13 protein-coding genes are annotated in these 15,370 nt (G+C 54.4%); 3 read left to right on the top strand and 10 right to left on the bottom strand.

Annotated features, from left to right (window positions below; translation table 11 throughout):
* Positions 1–2: 2 nt before the first annotated feature.
* Both ABIE48_RS12245 and ABIE48_RS12240 read right to left on the bottom strand, forming a co-directional pair.
* Positions 3–542: a MarR family transcriptional regulator gene (locus ABIE48_RS12245; RefSeq protein ID WP_192715299.1), complete on the bottom strand. Its 540-nt coding sequence runs from the start codon at positions 540–542 to the stop codon at positions 3–5.
* 350 nt (positions 543–892) lie between these two features.
* Complete coding sequence (locus tag ABIE48_RS12240; RefSeq protein ID WP_192714427.1) at positions 893–2,149, bottom strand: aminotransferase class I/II-fold pyridoxal phosphate-dependent enzyme; 1,257 nt, start codon at positions 2,147–2,149, stop codon at positions 893–895.
* A gap of 127 nt (positions 2,150–2,276) precedes the next feature.
* Between ABIE48_RS12240 and ABIE48_RS12235 the strand changes: the two genes are divergently transcribed.
* The gene (locus ABIE48_RS12235; protein ID WP_192714428.1) at positions 2,277–3,482 is read left to right on the top strand and encodes an MFS transporter; all 1,206 of its coding nucleotides are present in this window, start codon (positions 2,277–2,279) and stop codon (positions 3,480–3,482) included.
* 125 nt (positions 3,483–3,607) lie between these two features.
* On the opposite strand, the gene ABIE48_RS12230 is transcribed toward ABIE48_RS12235, so the two are convergent.
* The 5 genes from ABIE48_RS12230 to ABIE48_RS12210 form a co-directional block, all read right to left on the bottom strand.
* Positions 3,608–4,447 (bottom strand): helix-turn-helix transcriptional regulator, encoded by an 840-nt coding sequence (locus ABIE48_RS12230; protein ID WP_192714429.1) that lies wholly within the window; start codon positions 4,445–4,447, stop codon positions 3,608–3,610.
* A gap of 130 nt (positions 4,448–4,577) precedes the next feature.
* Complete coding sequence (locus ABIE48_RS12225; protein ID WP_145020552.1) at positions 4,578–5,567, bottom strand: quinone oxidoreductase family protein; 990 nt, start codon at positions 5,565–5,567, stop codon at positions 4,578–4,580.
* A 97-nt stretch (positions 5,568–5,664) separates the two neighbouring features.
* Complete coding sequence (gene dnaA / locus ABIE48_RS12220) at positions 5,665–6,993, bottom strand: chromosomal replication initiator protein DnaA (RefSeq protein ID WP_244879365.1); 1,329 nt, start codon at positions 6,991–6,993, stop codon at positions 5,665–5,667.
* A 322-nt stretch (positions 6,994–7,315) separates the two neighbouring features.
* On the bottom strand, positions 7,316–8,506 hold the full coding sequence (locus ABIE48_RS12215; protein ID WP_145020558.1) for a cytochrome P450: 1,191 nt from the start codon (positions 8,504–8,506) through the stop codon (positions 7,316–7,318).
* Positions 8,507–8,851: 345 nt separating this feature from the next.
* Entirely contained in the window at positions 8,852–9,664 is an 813-nt protein-coding gene (locus ABIE48_RS12210; RefSeq protein ID WP_192714430.1) for a helix-turn-helix domain-containing protein, read from the bottom strand.
* A 137-nt stretch (positions 9,665–9,801) separates the two neighbouring features.
* Here ABIE48_RS12210 and ABIE48_RS12205 point away from each other — a divergent pair, with 137 nt between their 5' ends.
* Entirely contained in the window at positions 9,802–11,772 is a 1,971-nt protein-coding gene (locus tag ABIE48_RS12205; protein ID WP_354518949.1) for a glycoside hydrolase family 127 protein, read from the top strand.
* Positions 11,773–11,883: 111 nt separating this feature from the next.
* Here the strand turns inward: ABIE48_RS12205 and ABIE48_RS12200 are convergent, their stop codons facing one another.
* The 3 genes from ABIE48_RS12200 to ABIE48_RS12190 all read right to left on the bottom strand — a co-directional run bounded on the left by ABIE48_RS12200 (position 11,884) and on the right by ABIE48_RS12190 (position 13,937).
* Positions 11,884–12,375 carry an SRPBCC family protein gene (locus tag ABIE48_RS12200; protein ID WP_192714431.1) on the bottom strand — a complete coding sequence of 164 codons (492 nt, stop codon included), beginning with the start codon at positions 12,373–12,375 and terminating at the stop codon, positions 11,884–11,886.
* A 4-nt stretch (positions 12,376–12,379) separates the two neighbouring features.
* Positions 12,380–12,736 carry an ArsR/SmtB family transcription factor gene (locus ABIE48_RS12195; protein WP_186325870.1) on the bottom strand — a complete coding sequence of 119 codons (357 nt, stop codon included), beginning with the start codon at positions 12,734–12,736 and terminating at the stop codon, positions 12,380–12,382.
* A 310-nt stretch (positions 12,737–13,046) separates the two neighbouring features.
* On the bottom strand, positions 13,047–13,937 hold the full coding sequence (locus ABIE48_RS12190) for a LysR family transcriptional regulator (protein ID WP_260869184.1): 891 nt from the start codon (positions 13,935–13,937) through the stop codon (positions 13,047–13,049).
* A 149-nt stretch (positions 13,938–14,086) separates the two neighbouring features.
* Here ABIE48_RS12190 and ABIE48_RS12185 point away from each other — a divergent pair, with 149 nt between their 5' ends.
* Positions 14,087–15,310: an MFS transporter gene (locus ABIE48_RS12185; RefSeq protein ID WP_260869185.1), complete on the top strand. Its 1,224-nt coding sequence runs from the start codon at positions 14,087–14,089 to the stop codon at positions 15,308–15,310.
* The last annotated feature ends 60 nt before the right edge of the window (positions 15,311–15,370 follow it).

Raw genomic sequence — 15,370 nt, 5'->3', positions numbered from 1 at the left:
TTTTAATATGAAATAAATCTGTTCGGTCTCTGCGCTGCCTTTCGGTGGCCGGGAGGCGGCTCCTCGGCGTTCTCCGGCGGATGCGCCTGCTTCAGCACGGCGTCGGCAAAGCCTTCCAAATGCTCGTAGAGTCTTTTGAAATTCACGATTTGTTCCTCTAGTTCCTTGGCCGTAAAGCCTCCAAAGATGCGTTCAATCATGTATGTACCTGCGTCCCGGTTGCGTTCAAGCATGTCCCTGCCCTTATCCGTAATGTCCAGGACAACCGATCTGCGGTCGGTCTCCAGGCGCTTTCGCTGCGCGAAGCCGAGCGATTCCAGCTTGTCGCAAACAGCGGTCACCGCGCCTGTGGTGAAATCCAGCCGTTCGGCCAAATCCCCGAGTTTCTGCTCGCCTTCATGCAGAATCGCGTTCAACACGAGCATCCCGGGAAGGGACACGCCTTCAATCGATACTTTGTCACGTTCCTTGACGAATCTCCGAACCAGCCTGCGAAAATGCCAATCGGCTTCCTCCATCTGAAGCCACTGCTTCTCTTCCATATCTCTCCTTTCACCGTTCATCAACCACCACCATTGCTCTCCCCATAGAGTAGCGGCCATCCGCATCAACGTGCCTGTTGATATACAAAAAGGCCCCCGAATGCCATCACCGCAAGAAGCGGTATGGATTACAGGAGCCTTTGGTGGACCAATCGGCTGATATTTAGTTTAATGTTAAAATAATGACCATTCATTAAATGAATGTTAATCGATTTCCTTGACGTAAGATTAAACCAATTATTCTCACCTGTCAAGTAGGAATTAAAAATCAATTTTTGTTTTTAATCAATAAACAAATAACCCTGCTCACAAGAGCAGGGTTATTCTGTCATGGCCCGGTATGCCACATGCTATTTCGTGTTTCCATGCATCGTAATAAATTGTCCGATCCGGGCGGCCGCTTCACGCAGACGCGCTTCCTCCTGAACAAGAGCGATCCGCACATAACCTTCTCCTTCCGAACCAAATCCGTCCCCGGGGATCACGGCCACCCCTGTGGCGATCAGCAGCTCCCGGGCAAATTGCCGGGAACTCCAAGGCCCAGCGCCTTCTAGGAAAGCTGCCGGCAGCTTCGCCCATGCAAACATCGTCGCCTTCGGCTTGGGTACGACCCAGCCCTCCCGCGCGAGCGCATCGATCAGTGCGTCCCGGCGGCGTTCGTACAAACCGGCCACCCCGCCAGTGGACTGAGAGGGGTCCATCGCCTGCTCCAGCGCAGCGATCGCCGCCGTCTGGATCGGTCCGAAGACGCCGTAATCGATGTTGTTCTTCAGCTCCAGCAGCGAAGCGAGGACATCGCGGTTTCCGGCCAGAAATCCGATCCGGCAGCCCGCCATATTAAAGCTCTTGGAGAACGAATGGAACTCGACGGCCCTTTCGATTGCACCTGGGATATCCAGAATGCTTGGCGGCCGGTAACCGTCAAAGCCCATTTCCGAATAGGCCAGGTCATGAACGATCAGGACGTTCCATTTTCGAGCCAAAGCAACAAGCCGTTCAAAGTACGGACGGTCCGCCGTTGCCGCAATCGGATTACCTGGGAAGTTCAATAGGATAAATACCGCCTGCTCCCAAATTTCGTCCGGGATGCTCTCCAAATCAGGCAGGAAATCGAGCTCCTCCCGAAGCGGCATTTCATAGGGCTTCACGCCTGCAATGGCCAGCGAACCCGCATAAATCGGGTATCCCGGATTCGGGACAATCGCGAGGTCGCCGGGATTGCAGATCGCCTGGGCCAAATGCGCCAGCCCGTCCTGCGAACCCATGAGGGACAGCACTTCCGACTTCGGATCCAGGCGCACATTGAAGCGATGCTCCATCCATGCGGCACATTTCTCCCGGAACGCATCGCTGCCCGCAGAGCCGGGATATGTATAGTTTTTTTCGTCAAGCACAGCTTCGCTTAGAGCGCGGCGCACCGCCTCCGTGGGTCCGAGATCCGGGCTGCCGATGCTTAGGTCGATCAGGTCACGACCAGCCATTTCGGCTTCTTTCTTCCAAGCGGCCACCTCCGCAAAAATAGAGGAACCTAAACGCGACAGCTTATCGGCGCGCCAAGGTTTGGTTGTTTGATTCGTCAAATCCGTCCACCTGCTTTTTCCTTTCATTATAGCATGGTTTTTAAGCGAGGCTCCTCTACCTTCTAGCACCATTCGACAATTTTTTTATTGACTTGAAAAGCCTTTCATCCTGTAAGATCAAAGAAAAAACAGACATCCAGGAGAAGAGAGAACCATGACAACTAAAAAAGAAACCATTCTGATCTTTGCCTTCACCTTTGCGGCGTTCGTACTGGGGACGACCGAATACGTTATCGTCGGTCTGCTGAAGGATATCAGCGTCAGTTTGGGCGTATCCCTGGCGGCCGCCGGCATCCTCGTATCCAGCTTCGCTATCGCTTATGCGGTCGGCACGCCGTTTGGCGTCAGCCTCTTGGGACGCATCCCCCGGCATGTGACCATTTTGTCGGGCTATGCGGCCCTGCTGGTGCTGAACGCCCTGACGATTTTCGCCGGCAATTTTGCCCTGATGTTTGTGATCCGGGTCATCACAGCCATTTTGTGCGGGTTGACCTTGTCACTGTCCATTGCCGCGGCCAGCGAACACATCCAGGCGTCCCGCCGAGCAGGCGCCGTCGCATGGATCATCGGCGGCTTCTCGATCGCCAACGTCCTGGGCGTGCCGGTCGGCACCTATATCGGCCAGCTGCTCGGATGGCGGGCGGCATTTATCGTCACCTCCGCGGTGGGCATCCTTCCGCTGTTCATCATCGCTTCGGTTCTGCCGAAAAGCGATACCGTCAGCGTCAGCTCCATGAAACAGCAGTTCGCCTTGTTCGCAAACCGCCGCATCCGGATGGCTTTCTTGATTCCGGTGCTCGGCGTGGGCTCAGTCTTTATCGTCTATACCTATATCACACCGATTCTTGAGAACGTGCTCGGCATTCCAAAGCAGTGGACAAGCGCTGTGCTGCTCGGTTATGGCGGCCTGACGATCCTGAGCAATTGGATCGGAGCCAAGGTAGCCGAAGGGGATTCGAGGTCCAAGCTCAAAATTGTATTTATCGTTCAGAGCCTGATGATGCTGGCCCTTGCCCTGACCCTGAGCTTCACCTGGGCAGCCGTTCTCTGCCTGATGCTCATTGCCTTGTTCTCCTACGCCCTGAGTGCCGCTGTTCAGCTGTATCTAATCGATCTCGCCGACGCATCGGCCGGCGGGTCCAAGGACTTCGCTTCGACCCTGATGCCGGTGGCCTCCAACCTTGGCATCGCCTGCGGCTCCCTTCTTGGCAGCCTGGTCGTCGACAGCATCGGTTTGGCTTATTTACCGTGGGCGGCACTGGCTTTTTCGATCGGTGCTTTTGCTGTAACAGCCCGCTGTCATCAGCTGGATCAAGAGCATTTGAGCATCGGGGCTGCCGCCCGGATTCATACGATGTAGGCGGTCGACGTACATTCAAAGGAGAAAGACCACGTTTAGAGGAAGTTTTTCTTTCGAGATCAGGATGTTTAATATCGGAGTTTATACTTTCATATCTCTTAAAAACGCCGCAGCCGGTCGTCCGGCTACGGCGTTTTTTGCGCGTCCAGATCCAGCTTCTCCTCGGTTCCGGTTCCGGCCAGCGGAGAATAGACGCAGCAGTGCAGGTCTTCATTGCCATTAATATGGGCAAACGTGTTGATTTCAAAGGATAACAGCCCAAGGTCCGGATGGTTCAGCACAAACGGCTGCACCTGCTTCTCCCGTACATCGTGTGAATCCCAGAGCGCCGCAAATTCCGGGCTTTCTTCGGACAACTTCTGGGCAAACGCCTCGTACCACGGGTCCCCTTGTGATTGACCATGGTAGGCGCGGAGAATGGCGGCGCTGTATGCGGCAAACTCTTCCCAGTTCAGGACGCGTTCCTGTAAATACGGATTTATGAAGATGGACCAGACCATATTACGGCCCATTACCGGATCTTCCAGAAAGTCATACAACAGCCGGGGAGCCTGGCGGTTCCAAGCCATAATTTCGGTCCGGCGGTTGACCAAGATGGCGGGGTAGCGCAGCTGATCAATGATTTTCTGCAGTCCCGGCTCCAATGGCGGAACTGCAGCCGGCGCGGACCAGTCCGGAAGATCGCCGAATCCCGCCAGCCGCATGACATGCAGCTTCTCGTCAGGAGACAGGAGCAGCGCCCTGGCGATGTTCTCCATGACTTCCCTGGAAGCAGCCACGTCTCTCCCCTGCTCCAGCCATGTGTACCAGGTAGTGCTGACATTAGCGATTTCCGCCACCTCTTCACGGCGAAGTCCGGGAGTTCTTCTTCTGCCGTATCCCCCGCTAATTCCGACGTCCGCCGGCTGAAGCTTTTCCCTGCGCGATTTTAAAAATTCCCCGAGCAGATTCCGGGTTTGCATCATGTTAGCAGCACCTCCAAGTTGTACAACGTTCCATGAACTCTACTATTCAGATGATATCATCCCTCCCGCCGTAAAAGAAAGCCTCCGCTCCGCGTTCAAGCGGGCAAGAGGCTCATATATAAGCTGTGGCTTATCCCATCTGCAGCACCAGTTTGCCCGCCGTTTGGCCGCTTTCGAGCAGACGATGCGCCTCAGAGGCGTTGTCCATCGGGTAAATGCCGTGCACCTCCGACCGGATCTTTCTGCTGGCGAGCAGCTGCAGCGCTTCCCTGGCCGCCTGCCCCACGCCAACCGGATCATACATGGCATACGCCCCCAAGTTAAAGCCGGCGATGCTCTGGTTGCCGAGCCATATCTCGTTGCTCTGATGCGCGAGCTCGCCGCCGCTGGCGTTGCCCAGAGCGACGATTTGCCCCAGCGGTCTCAGGAGCTCAAGGCTGCGTGCCCGCGTCTCGCCCCCAACCGGGTCAAATACGGCGTCGACTCCCTGTATCCCCGCGATCCGCTTCACTTCGTTCACAAAATCGGAGCGTAGCAGCAGTTCGTCGTATCCGAGTGATGCGGCCAGCTTGATTTTATCCGGCGAACCCACCGTCCCCAGCACCTTCCCAGCGCCAAACCGTTTGGCGATTTGCCCCAGAAAGCTGCCGAGTCCGCCTGCGGCGGCGTGAACCAGCACCGTGTCCCCCTGCCTCATCCGGTTCACCTGCTTGACCGCGAAGTAGGCAGTCGTCAAATTGACGATGGAGGCTGCCGCCTCGGCCATATCGAAATCTCCTCCGAGCGAATCGAGCGGAACCGTAAGTTGCGGCGTCACTCTGGCCTGAGTAGCGTATCCGCCAAGCTCAAGCAGCTTCATGGAAGCGACCGGCTGGCCGATCCGGAACCCTTCAACCCCGTCCCCGATTGAGCGGACGAATCCTGACACCTCAAGCCCCGGTATCACCGGAAACGGAAACAGCTCCGTAAACGCGCCTTTGCGGATCAAAATATCCACGAGCCCTATGCCTGCATACGCCACGTCCACGATCATTTCCCCGTATCTTGGCGCAAGATCCGGCATTTCCCTGACCTTAAGCACTTCTGTTCCGCCCGCTCTTTCAATGACGATTGATTTCATATAAAGAACCTCCCTGGTAGATGGTTTATGCCGTTATCTTACCAAGGAGGGTCTGAGGCAGACAGGTTCAGATTATACGGGTATAAAAAATAACAGGCTATACGCGCGGTTGGATGCGGCTTTTAATGTTCTCGGACAACCGGCTTACGATTTGATGAATCTCCTGGTCCTCACGAATAACCGAGGCGATTTTTTCATGGGCGTGGATGACGGTCGTATGGTCCCTGCCGCCAAAAGCTTCCCCGATTTTGGGCAGCGAGTAATCGGTCAGCTCCCTGGACAGATACATGGCGATTTGCCGGGGAAAAGCTACTGCTCTTGTCCGTTTCCGTGCTTTAAAATCCTCGATGCGCAAACCATAATAATCTCCCACCCGCTCCTGGATGTCCTGGATCGAGATCATTTGGGGACGCGACTGCGAGATCATATTTTTTAGTGCTTCGGCTGTCATATGCACAGTGATGTCCTGATTCACAAGCGAGGAATAAGCGATGACGCGGATGAGAGCCCCTTCGAGCTCACGGACGTTCGTATGAATATGGCTGGCAATGTATACCATCGCTTCATTCGGAATGTCGAGATGCTCCGCTTTCGCCTTCTTGCGCAGAATAGCAATCCGGGTCTCCAGATCCGGGGGCTGAATATCCGTGATGAGTCCCCATTCAAAGCGGGAACGTAGCCGTTCCTCCAGGGTGGGGATTTCCTTGGGCGGACGGTCGCTGGAAATGATGATCGCCTTCCCCATTTCTTTCAGGGCGTTGAAGGTATGGAAAAATTCTTCCTGTGTCTGCTCCTTGCCGGCGATAAACTGGATGTCGTCGATCAGAAGCACGTCGATGTTGCGGTACTTGTTACGGAAAGCTTCGCCGCGGTTGTTCATGATGGCATTGATAAACTGGTTGGTGAACTTTTCGGAGGATAAATAGAGCACCTTCGCCTGCGGATTGTGCTCCAGCACATAATGGCCGATCGCCTGCATCAAGTGGGTTTTACCCAGACCGACGCCGCCGTACAAAAACAGCGGGTTATAGGCCTTGCCCGGCGCCTCCGCTACAGCCAGTGCAGCTGCATGGGCAAAACGGTTGCCGAGTCCGACGACGAACGTTTCGAAGGTGTATTTTGGGTTCAGCATGGCGGCAAAAGCCGGATCGTTCAGGATATTATCCTCTATGAGGGCAGCCGGTTCGGGTGATGCGGATCTTCTCTCGGTCTCCAGCTCATCCTGGGTAATGATATGAAGCTCCGGCTGAGCATCCATGCATTCGCGAACCGCTGTCAAAATGAGCTTGGTATACCGATTCTCCAGCCATTCCTGCGTAAACGTGTTGGGCGTGCTGATCGTCAGGACGTTATCCTGCAGACTGACGGCCTTCGTCGATTTCAGCCACGTATCATAGCTGGGCTTGCTGATCTTCTTTTGAATCATGGACAGGACCTGGTGCCACAATTCTTCGACTTGCCTTTCCACGGGCGCTCAACTCCTTATACTTCGGTAAAACGAAATGATCATCCCGGCGGGCTTACGCAAAAAGGCATCCGTTCTTCCCTGCAAATGCTGTTCCTGGAACCATCGCAGTAAAGGGATGCCTTAGATCATCATGCTTATGTACAAGCTGCTATTTTCTATTCTAGCATATCCGGGAGCCTCCAAGAAATATGGACAGCTCCCGAAAATGGGAATCTGTGAGTTCCCCATGCCGTTTATGCTCTCTGAAACAATGCAGGAGCACTCCTAAGGATACCTGACTCTATCTGCGGCTCATCGCAATCGGATAATTTTTGACGCCGAAGACAAAGGAGCTTTGGATCGGCTGGAGTTCAGCGTCCGCCGCTCTGCGCAGATCCTTGAACCTGTCGAGGAGCGCCTGAAACGCAATTTTCCCTTCCAGCCTGGCCAGTGGAGCCCCAAGGCAGAAGTGGATACCGAAGCCGAACGTCATATGCGGGTTCGGTTTGCGGTCCAGGCGGAAGCCGTCCGGGTCGTCGAACCGGGACTCGTCGCGGTTGGCGGCCCCAACCCAGGAAATGACCTGTGCTCCCTGCTCGATCGTATGCTCTCCGATTTGTACCGTCTCCGCGGCTTTGCGTCCGATCGCGATGATCGGCGGGTAATAGCGCAGTACTTCTTCTATAAAGGAAGGTATGAGGTCCGGCGCTTGATACAGCTGCTCCTGAAGCTCCGGTCTTTCGGTCAGCACGCGCACACCATTCGTGATCAGGTTCGTCGTGGTCTCGTTTCCGGCAGCCAGCAGCAGCACGCAGAAGCTGATAATATCCCTTTCCGACAGCTTCTCTCCTTCAATTTCAGCGTTCAGCAGCGCAGTTACGAGATCTTCCTGCGGCTCTGCAGCCCGCTGCGCCATAATTCCCTTAAAATACTCGGACAGCTCTCCCATCGCTTTCATCCGCTTGTCGGTAATCCGCTGGAATGCTTCGTCGGTGAGGTCGTCGGCACTTTCCACGAGAATATCGGACCAGTGCTTGAACTTGTTCCGGTCTTCCTTCGGAGCACCCAGCAGTTCGGCAATGACGATGACCGGCAGCGGAGTGGCGAATTCGCTGGAAATGTCCATGGCCCCATCCGTTACCGAATCGAGCAGCTGCTCGGCGATGGACTGGATACGGGGGGTCAGCTCTTGAATCGCCTTGGGCGTAAACGCTTTGCTGACCAGGTCGCGCATTTGCTTATGCTTGGGCGGATCCATAAACAGAATGGAGCCGCCTGCGCCTGCTCCACGCTCGGAGGAGAATGTTTTCGGATCCTTCAAAATGCGCTGCACATCCTCATAGCGGAAGACGTCCCAGCAGTTTCGGCTGCTGTCGTAACGAACTGGCGTTTCTTTTCTAAGCTGGCGGAAGATATCAAAGGGATATAACATTCGGTCCGGGGTCGAAACCTCGGCCATGTTCAGCATGTTGGCGTATTTTTCCTGTATCATCGAGTTCAAATCCTTTCCTCAAGTATCGTGCAATCGTGTGCAGATTCTGCTGCATATACTTCTGCAGGCTCTTCTGAAGGCCGTCGTTCACGATGTTTGGCAGCTTGTAAACAACGGTCTTAAAAAATGATAGCACGATTCAAATGGGAGTCTCGACTTACCCAGGATGTATTTTTGGGAGGTACTAAAGCATTACATGCAGCTCTATTCGTACGGATGATCCGGATGCAGACACGGCCAAAAGGGCCATATAGTTTGTGTTACCCAAAAAAACAGAGTCCGGAGGAATCATTTTCCCCGCGAAGCCCTATTTGCCGGCATCCAGGGGACCGATGTCATCGATCCCTACGTCTTGTTCAGACGTGTTGCCGAAAACGCCTGACGGTACTCCGTCGGTGTAACGCCGGACAGACGCTTGAACCATTTAATAAACTGCTTGTCGTCTTCGATGCCGACCCTGTCCGCAATTTCCTTGATATGCAGCTTGCTCGACACGAGCAGCTCCCTTGCCGCTTCCAGCCGGATCCGGTGAATATAATCCCTGAGGCCCGTGCCGAATCTCTGCTTGAACATCCGCGACAAATAGTTGCGGTTGTACCCCATGTGCATCGCGACCCGGTCGACGGTCATATGCCTCTCGAGGGCATGCAGCCGGGTCCATTCCAGCAGCTCTGACAGGCGGGGGTCCATCGCTTCAGATGCGCCCGCATCCTGCAGCTGCTCCGCCAATTCAATCAGCAGCGACGTCAGAAAATAGTCCCCCGCCTGCTTCAGCCGGTATCCTCCGCTCGCCGCGTGCAGAAGCTGCCTGGCCAAAATGTGAACTCGGCTCGGTTCCGGGCAGTGTGCATAATGAGGTATGACCCCGTCCGGCTCTCCGCCCGTCTCCGGAGGAAGCAAAAAATGAAACCAGTAAAATGAAACGCCGGGGGAAGACAGCCTGTATCCGCGATGCTTCTCCCCAGGCCGCAGCAGCAGCATGTCCCCTGCCTTCACTTCGTACAGCTGGCCGCCGGCTTCGAGAAAGACCACCCCCGCAACACCGATAATCAGCTCATAATCGGAAATGGTCCGTTCCATATGGGACCAATCCTCATCGCTGACAAATTGTCCACCCATCTGGAGCTTGTAAGGTTGTTGTAGATAAATAGGCAGCATGACAATCCTCCTGCTCGTCTGTAAAAATCAATTTAGTGGGCTAATGACACTTTTTATGCACGTTCCACTACCGACAATCCTTGTCTTGATTCGATATGATAAAGCTGCAGATGATGATGTTAGGAGTGAACGAAAACTTGTCTACCAAAAATGCACCAACCCATCCACAGCCGCTTGATTTGAAATCCGTCCGCATCACCGACTCCTATTGGTCCAATCATGTGGATCTTATCAAGCATACCGTGATTCCCTACCAGTGGGAAGCCCTGAATGACCGTGTTCCCGATGCCGAACCCAGCCATGCGATCCGCAACTTCCGTATTGCCGCGGGACTCGAGGAAGGAAGCTTTGCCGGATTCGTGTTTCAGGACACCGACCTGTATAAATGGCTGGAAGCGGTCGGGTATTCGCTCGCCCAGTCCCTAGACTCCGATCTGGAAAAAGTCGCCGATGAAGCGATCGATCTGATCGGAGCCGCACAGCAGGAAGATGGTTACCTGAACACATACTTTACGATTGACAAGCTCGACCAGCGCTGGACCAATCTGATGGACTGCCACGAAATGTATACGGCTGGACACCTGATCGAAGCAGCGGTCGCCTATTTTTACGGAACAGGCAAAACCAAGCTTCTCGACATTGCGCGCAAGATTGCCGACCATATCGATGACCGTTTTGGTCCGGAAGAAGGCAAAATCCGGGGTTACGACGGTCACCAGGAAATTGAGCTTGCTCTGGTCAAGCTGTACCATGCTACAGGCGAAGTTAGATACCTGAATCTAGCCGGCTTTTTGATCGATGAACGCGGGCAGGAGCCGAATTTCTTTGCGGAGGAATTTGAACGGCGGGGCCGGATTTCGCACTGGGCACCCGGTGTCGTTCAACAGGGGCCTGTAAATCTTGCCTACCACCAGGCGCATAAGCCGGTGCGGGAACACGAGGTGGCGACAGGCCATGCGGTAAGAGCCGTCTATATGTATACGGCCATGGCCGACCTGGCTCTGCTTAAGGGAGACAACGCTTTGCTGGAAGCCTGCCGCCGCTTGTGGGACAACATTGTGCAGAAGCAAATGTATGTCACAGGCAGTATCGGATCCACGCATCACGGTGAGGCTTTTACGTTTGATTACGACCTGCCGAACGACACAAACTACAGTGAGACCTGCGCATCGATCGGCCTGATCTTTTTTGCCCAGCGGCTGCTTCAGAATGAAGTGAAGGGCGAATACGCCGATGTGATGGAGCGTGCGCTGTATAACACCGTAACCGCGGGAATTGCCGGCGACGGAAAGCACTATTTTTACGTGAACCCGATGGAAGTGTGGCCCGCGGCCAGCGAAGGCAATCCCGGCAAGCGCCACATCAAGCCGGTCCGGCAAAAATGGTACGGCTGCGCCTGCTGCCCGCCAAACGTGTCACGCCTCCTGTCTTCACTCGGTCAATACATTTATTCGGCGAGCGACGAGGCACTCTTTGTGCATCTGTATATTGGCAGCCAAATCAGCCACGAGGCGGCCGGCCGCAGCGTTCAGTTGGACATGGAGAGCCGTTTGCCTTGGGAAGGCCAGGTTCGCCTGAAAGTGCAGGAAGCGGATGGCGCGGGTGATTTCACGATTGCACTTCGTCTTCCCGGCTGGTCTGCTGCAAGCGCGATTCGCGTGAATGGCCAGCCTGCCCAGTACGAGCTGCGTGACGGCTATGCTTATATTCGCCGGGACTGGCAGGCCGGTGACGTAGTTGAGCTTGAGCTCGATATGCAGCCGCGGCGGATCTACGCCCATCCGAACCTGCGTGCCAGCAGCGGAAAAGTCGCGCTGCAGCGCGGCCCGCTCGTCTACTGCCTGGAAGAAACCGACAACGGAGCCCCGCTCGCTTCTCTAAGTCTGCCGGCAGATGCCGAGCTGCAGGTCTTCATGGACGAATGGCGCGGCGGCGTCGCCATAATCGAGGCGGATGGCCTTCGCACCGGCACGCCGGCGGAAGCGTCGAACGATCTCTACAGCACGGTGCGGCCGCAGCTGGAACAGCAGCGCCTTCGGGCCGTCCCATATACGCTATGGGGCAACCGGGAGCCTGGCGAAATGACGGTTTGGATTCGCGAAAGCTGATATTCATCAACATGCCGCAAGAAGGCATTGCAGCACAAAAAACGCTCCAGATACGAATCTGGGGCGTTTTTTTCTTTTATATACCGTTTCCGGGATATGTGAAAAACATAGTTAAGCCAAACTTGCGGCAAGTTTGTCGAGAGACTGGTTCATGCCCGTAACCGCGTTGTCGGCCATTGGACCTGGGCTCCAGTTGGACTCTCTAATGATCAGCTCGGTTTGATCGCCCTTCGAGATGAAATCAATGACGAAATCGACCACAGCCGGGAAGTCCTCCGGCATGCCGACATCGGAAGGCTTAACTGCGTTTCCTTCCGCATCGGACAGAATCTGCGTAAATTCAAGGCGCTGCTGCGGAACGATTCGTTTGTACACACCCGCGGAGTAATAATCCTGTCCGCCGAAGGATTCCGGCGCCCGCATACAGAACAGGTAGCTTCCCCCTTCGCGAAGATCGATCTTGCACGATGGTGAGCTGAAATGGGCAGGGCCCCACCATTTCATGACCAGACTCGGATCCGTCCAGGCATCCCAGACCAAATCGACCGGATAATCAAACACACGGGTAATGACGAGCTCCTGCTTGCTGGCATTATGATTCATTTATTCATTCTCCTTTATTTTCATGATTCGCCTGATTGGCTTTTCGCTTGGCCATCTCTTCAGCGAGCACGCGGTCCATGGCATTGAGCCTTCCATCCCACTGCTGCCGGATGGTTTGCGCCCAATGCTCGAGTTCTTTGACCGGATCGATGTTCAATGAGTAGATGCGCTGCTGCGCCCTTTTCTCAACCCGGACGAGCTGTGTTTCCCGAAGGATTTTCAAATGCTGCGAAATGGCCTGCGGGCTTACATCAAAACGTTCGTAGATCTGTGTGGCGGATAGTTCGGGATTCCCGGCCAGCAATTCGAGGATGCCGCGACGTGTTGGATCTGCCAGTGCGGAAAACGTATCATTTGCCATAAGATGAAGCTGTCTCCCCTCCCTCTTCTCGAATCCGCCCTGCGGCGGTCTGCCTCTGTGTTGAGCGAAGCTTAGTTTGTTCATGTAGTTATCTGGGCTGTTACGTTGGTGAACCCAAGGATCTTCAGGTAAAAAGTGGTTCAGCGCTCTCTCTGTTGTTATAATAAACCATTTTCTTGATAAAGTAAATACTTAAATAACAAAATTGACCTTCGCTAATCCCAGTCTTGTTCCCTTGAAAACGGGTCATTTGATAAGAGAAAAAGCCTGGATATCCAGGCTTTCAATCTGCGTTCAGAATAGTGGCATTCTACAGTTCGCCTTGGCCACGAAAATACTCGATAATAAATGAGCGAAACAGGTCGGCGGAAGGAGGAAGCTTCCGGTCCTCGACCCAGGCCAGTCCAATTTCCCTCCGGCAGTAAGGCTCCGTCACGCGCAGCCGCCTGACCTTTCCATGTTCAATACCCGAAAAAGCCGGGATGATCGTAACTCCAAGTCCAGCGGAGACAAGCCCTGCGGCCGTCATAATATCATCGCCCTCAAACCGGATGTTCGGCTCAAAACCGGCTTCACCGCAAAACCGTTCCATCAGCGTCCGGACGCCATAACCCGGCTTAAAGGATATAAACGGTTCGCCCGCTACCTCTTCCAGCCGGATGGTTTCACGCTTTGCAAGCCGGTGATCCGCAGGCACGTAGACGTACATTTCTTCCTCAACGAGCTTGTGCCAGACGACACCAGGCTCTTCGCCGAATGGACCGATAATGCACAGGTCCACCTCGCTTCGCAGCAGTTGCGGCAGAATAACCGTCGTCGGGTTTTGATACAGCGCGAATTCAACGTCCGGATATTTGCGGTTGAAGCTTGCGATGACATCAGGCAGCATGTGAACACCAAATGACATCAAAAATGCAATCGAGACCTTGCCAGCAAACGGATCGTGGAACTGCCGGATCTCCTCGATCCCATCCTCAATCTCCTGCATAGCCCGCTCTACCCTAGCCAAAAACAGCTTTCCCGTTTCATTCAGCTGAACGGATCGGCCATGCCGGTCAAACAGCTGTACCCCCAGCTCTTTTTCCAGCTTCGTCATCGACCGGCTTAGCGCCGGCTGGGAAATAGCCAGCTGCTCCGCCGATTTAATGAAATGCTCCAGCCTGGCCACGACGCGGAAGTACTCCAGCTGCTGCCATTCCATGATTGCCAGCCCTCTTTCCAAACCCTCATAACTCACAGGCATTAATTTAATAATTTTAATTCATTATACAACATAAGCAAACCAGGCGTATACTTAAGGGCGTCACCGAAAGAGGAGTTTACAGAACTTAACAAAGAGAGGCGTTTATCGTGCAGTACATTCAAATCGGTACCCGTGCCTATTTCCGGGTACTGGTCAGCATGCTGTTGGGCAGTCTGGTCACCTTTGCGATCCTGTACAGCCCGCAGCCTTTGATTGGCACGTTTGCGAAGGAATTCCACGTATCTCCTTCCAGTGCCAGCTTCATCATTTCTTTCTCAACGATTACATTAGCGGTTACCATGCTGTTTGTCTCCCTGCTGTCCAATGCCTGGGGGCGCAGAGGCGTCATGAGCGTGTCGCTGTTCGTTACATCCGCGCTGGCAATGGCTTCTTCGTTCAGCACTAACTTTCATCTGCTGCTGGCTGCCAGGCTGCTCGAAGGCGTCAGCCTTGCGGGCTTTCCGGCCATCGCCATGACTTATCTGAACGAGGAGATCGAACCGCGCAGCATCGGGCAGGTCATGGGATTCTATGTGGCAGGCACTGCGGTAGGCGGTTTTGCAGGAAGGGTTATCATCAGTCTGATCACCGATTTTTTTAATTGGCATACTGCGATGTTTGTCCTAGGCTTAGTCAGCCTTCTATGCAGTCTGATGTTTTGGCTCTACCTGCCCAAATCAAACCACTTCAAACCGGTCAGCATTTCACTGCACCACTGGGCCGACGGCTTCCGGAACGGATTTGCAAACACCCGGCTCCTGTGCCTGTACCTGATCGGTTTTCTGCTGCTCGGCGCGTACGTTACGCTGTTTAACTATATCGACTTCCCGTTGTCCCAGCCGCCTTATGAGCTGAGTCAAACGTTGATCGGATGCCTGTTCGTCTTCCAGCTGATCGGCTCTTGGTCCTCCGTCTGGTTCGGTAAGCTGGCGGACCGTTATTCACGTGCCGGCTTGATTGCCAGCGGCCTGGGTATGCTTCTTGTCGGTGCCCTGCTCATGCTGGCTGGCAACGTGGTCTTTATGATCGCAGGCATGATTCTGTTCGCATGTGGCTTCTTCGCGGGACACACCGTTGCCAGCGGCTGGGTGGGCAAAGCGGCACCGATGCGCTATAAAGCTTACGCTTCATCCCTTTACCTGCTCTTCTACTACACGGGATCCAGTCTGGTGGGCTGGTCCGGCGGATTCTTCCTGTCCGGCTTCGGCTGGAACGGGGTGATCGGGATGATCATCGTGTTAATTGTGGTCACCGCGCTGCTGCTTCTGTACGTAAGCCGGTCTTCCCGGCAGGAGCGGCACGGCAGCGAAGCCAAGCCAACTGCTCTGTAATGAAACCAACTGTTTTGTAATCAAATCCAACCGATTGTAATGAAAACGGCATGCCTCCCA

Source organism: Paenibacillus sp. OAE614 (genome assembly GCF_040546645.1).
Classification (GTDB): domain Bacteria; phylum Bacillota; class Bacilli; order Paenibacillales; family Paenibacillaceae; genus Paenibacillus_AQ; species Paenibacillus_AQ favisporus.
This window is presented reverse-complemented; position numbering and strand designations above follow the sequence as displayed.

What these genes read in the sequence shown, in the direction of transcription:
- ABIE48_RS12230 (WP_192714429.1), bottom strand. Translation starts at nt 4,447, where the DNA reads ATGATGCAAACCCGGAATCTGCTCGGGGAATTTTTAAAATCGCGCAGG.
- ABIE48_RS12240 (WP_192714427.1), bottom strand. Translation starts at nt 2,149, where the DNA reads ATGAAAGGAAAAAGCAGGTGGACGGATTTGACGAATCAAACAACCAAA.
- ABIE48_RS12195 (WP_186325870.1), bottom strand. Translation starts at nt 12,736, where the DNA reads ATGGCAAATGATACGTTTTCCGCACTGGCAGATCCAACACGTCGCGGC.
- ABIE48_RS12210 (WP_192714430.1), bottom strand. Translation starts at nt 9,664, where the DNA reads ATGCTGCCTATTTATCTACAACAACCTTACAAGCTCCAGATGGGTGGA.
- ABIE48_RS12245 (WP_192715299.1), bottom strand. Translation starts at nt 542, where the DNA reads ATGGAAGAGAAGCAGTGGCTTCAGATGGAGGAAGCCGATTGGCATTTT.
- dnaA (WP_244879365.1), bottom strand. Translation starts at nt 6,993, where the DNA reads ATGATTCAAAAGAAGATCAGCAAGCCCAGCTATGATACGTGGCTGAAA.
- ABIE48_RS12200 (WP_192714431.1), bottom strand. Translation starts at nt 12,375, where the DNA reads ATGAATCATAATGCCAGCAAGCAGGAGCTCGTCATTACCCGTGTGTTT.
- ABIE48_RS12235 (WP_192714428.1), top strand. Translation starts at nt 2,277, where the DNA reads ATGACAACTAAAAAAGAAACCATTCTGATCTTTGCCTTCACCTTTGCG.
- ABIE48_RS12190 (WP_260869184.1), bottom strand. Translation starts at nt 13,937, where the DNA reads ATGGAATGGCAGCAGCTGGAGTACTTCCGCGTCGTGGCCAGGCTGGAG.
- ABIE48_RS12215 (WP_145020558.1), bottom strand. Translation starts at nt 8,506, where the DNA reads ATGATACAGGAAAAATACGCCAACATGCTGAACATGGCCGAGGTTTCG.
- ABIE48_RS12225 (WP_145020552.1), bottom strand. Translation starts at nt 5,567, where the DNA reads ATGAAATCAATCGTCATTGAAAGAGCGGGCGGAACAGAAGTGCTTAAG.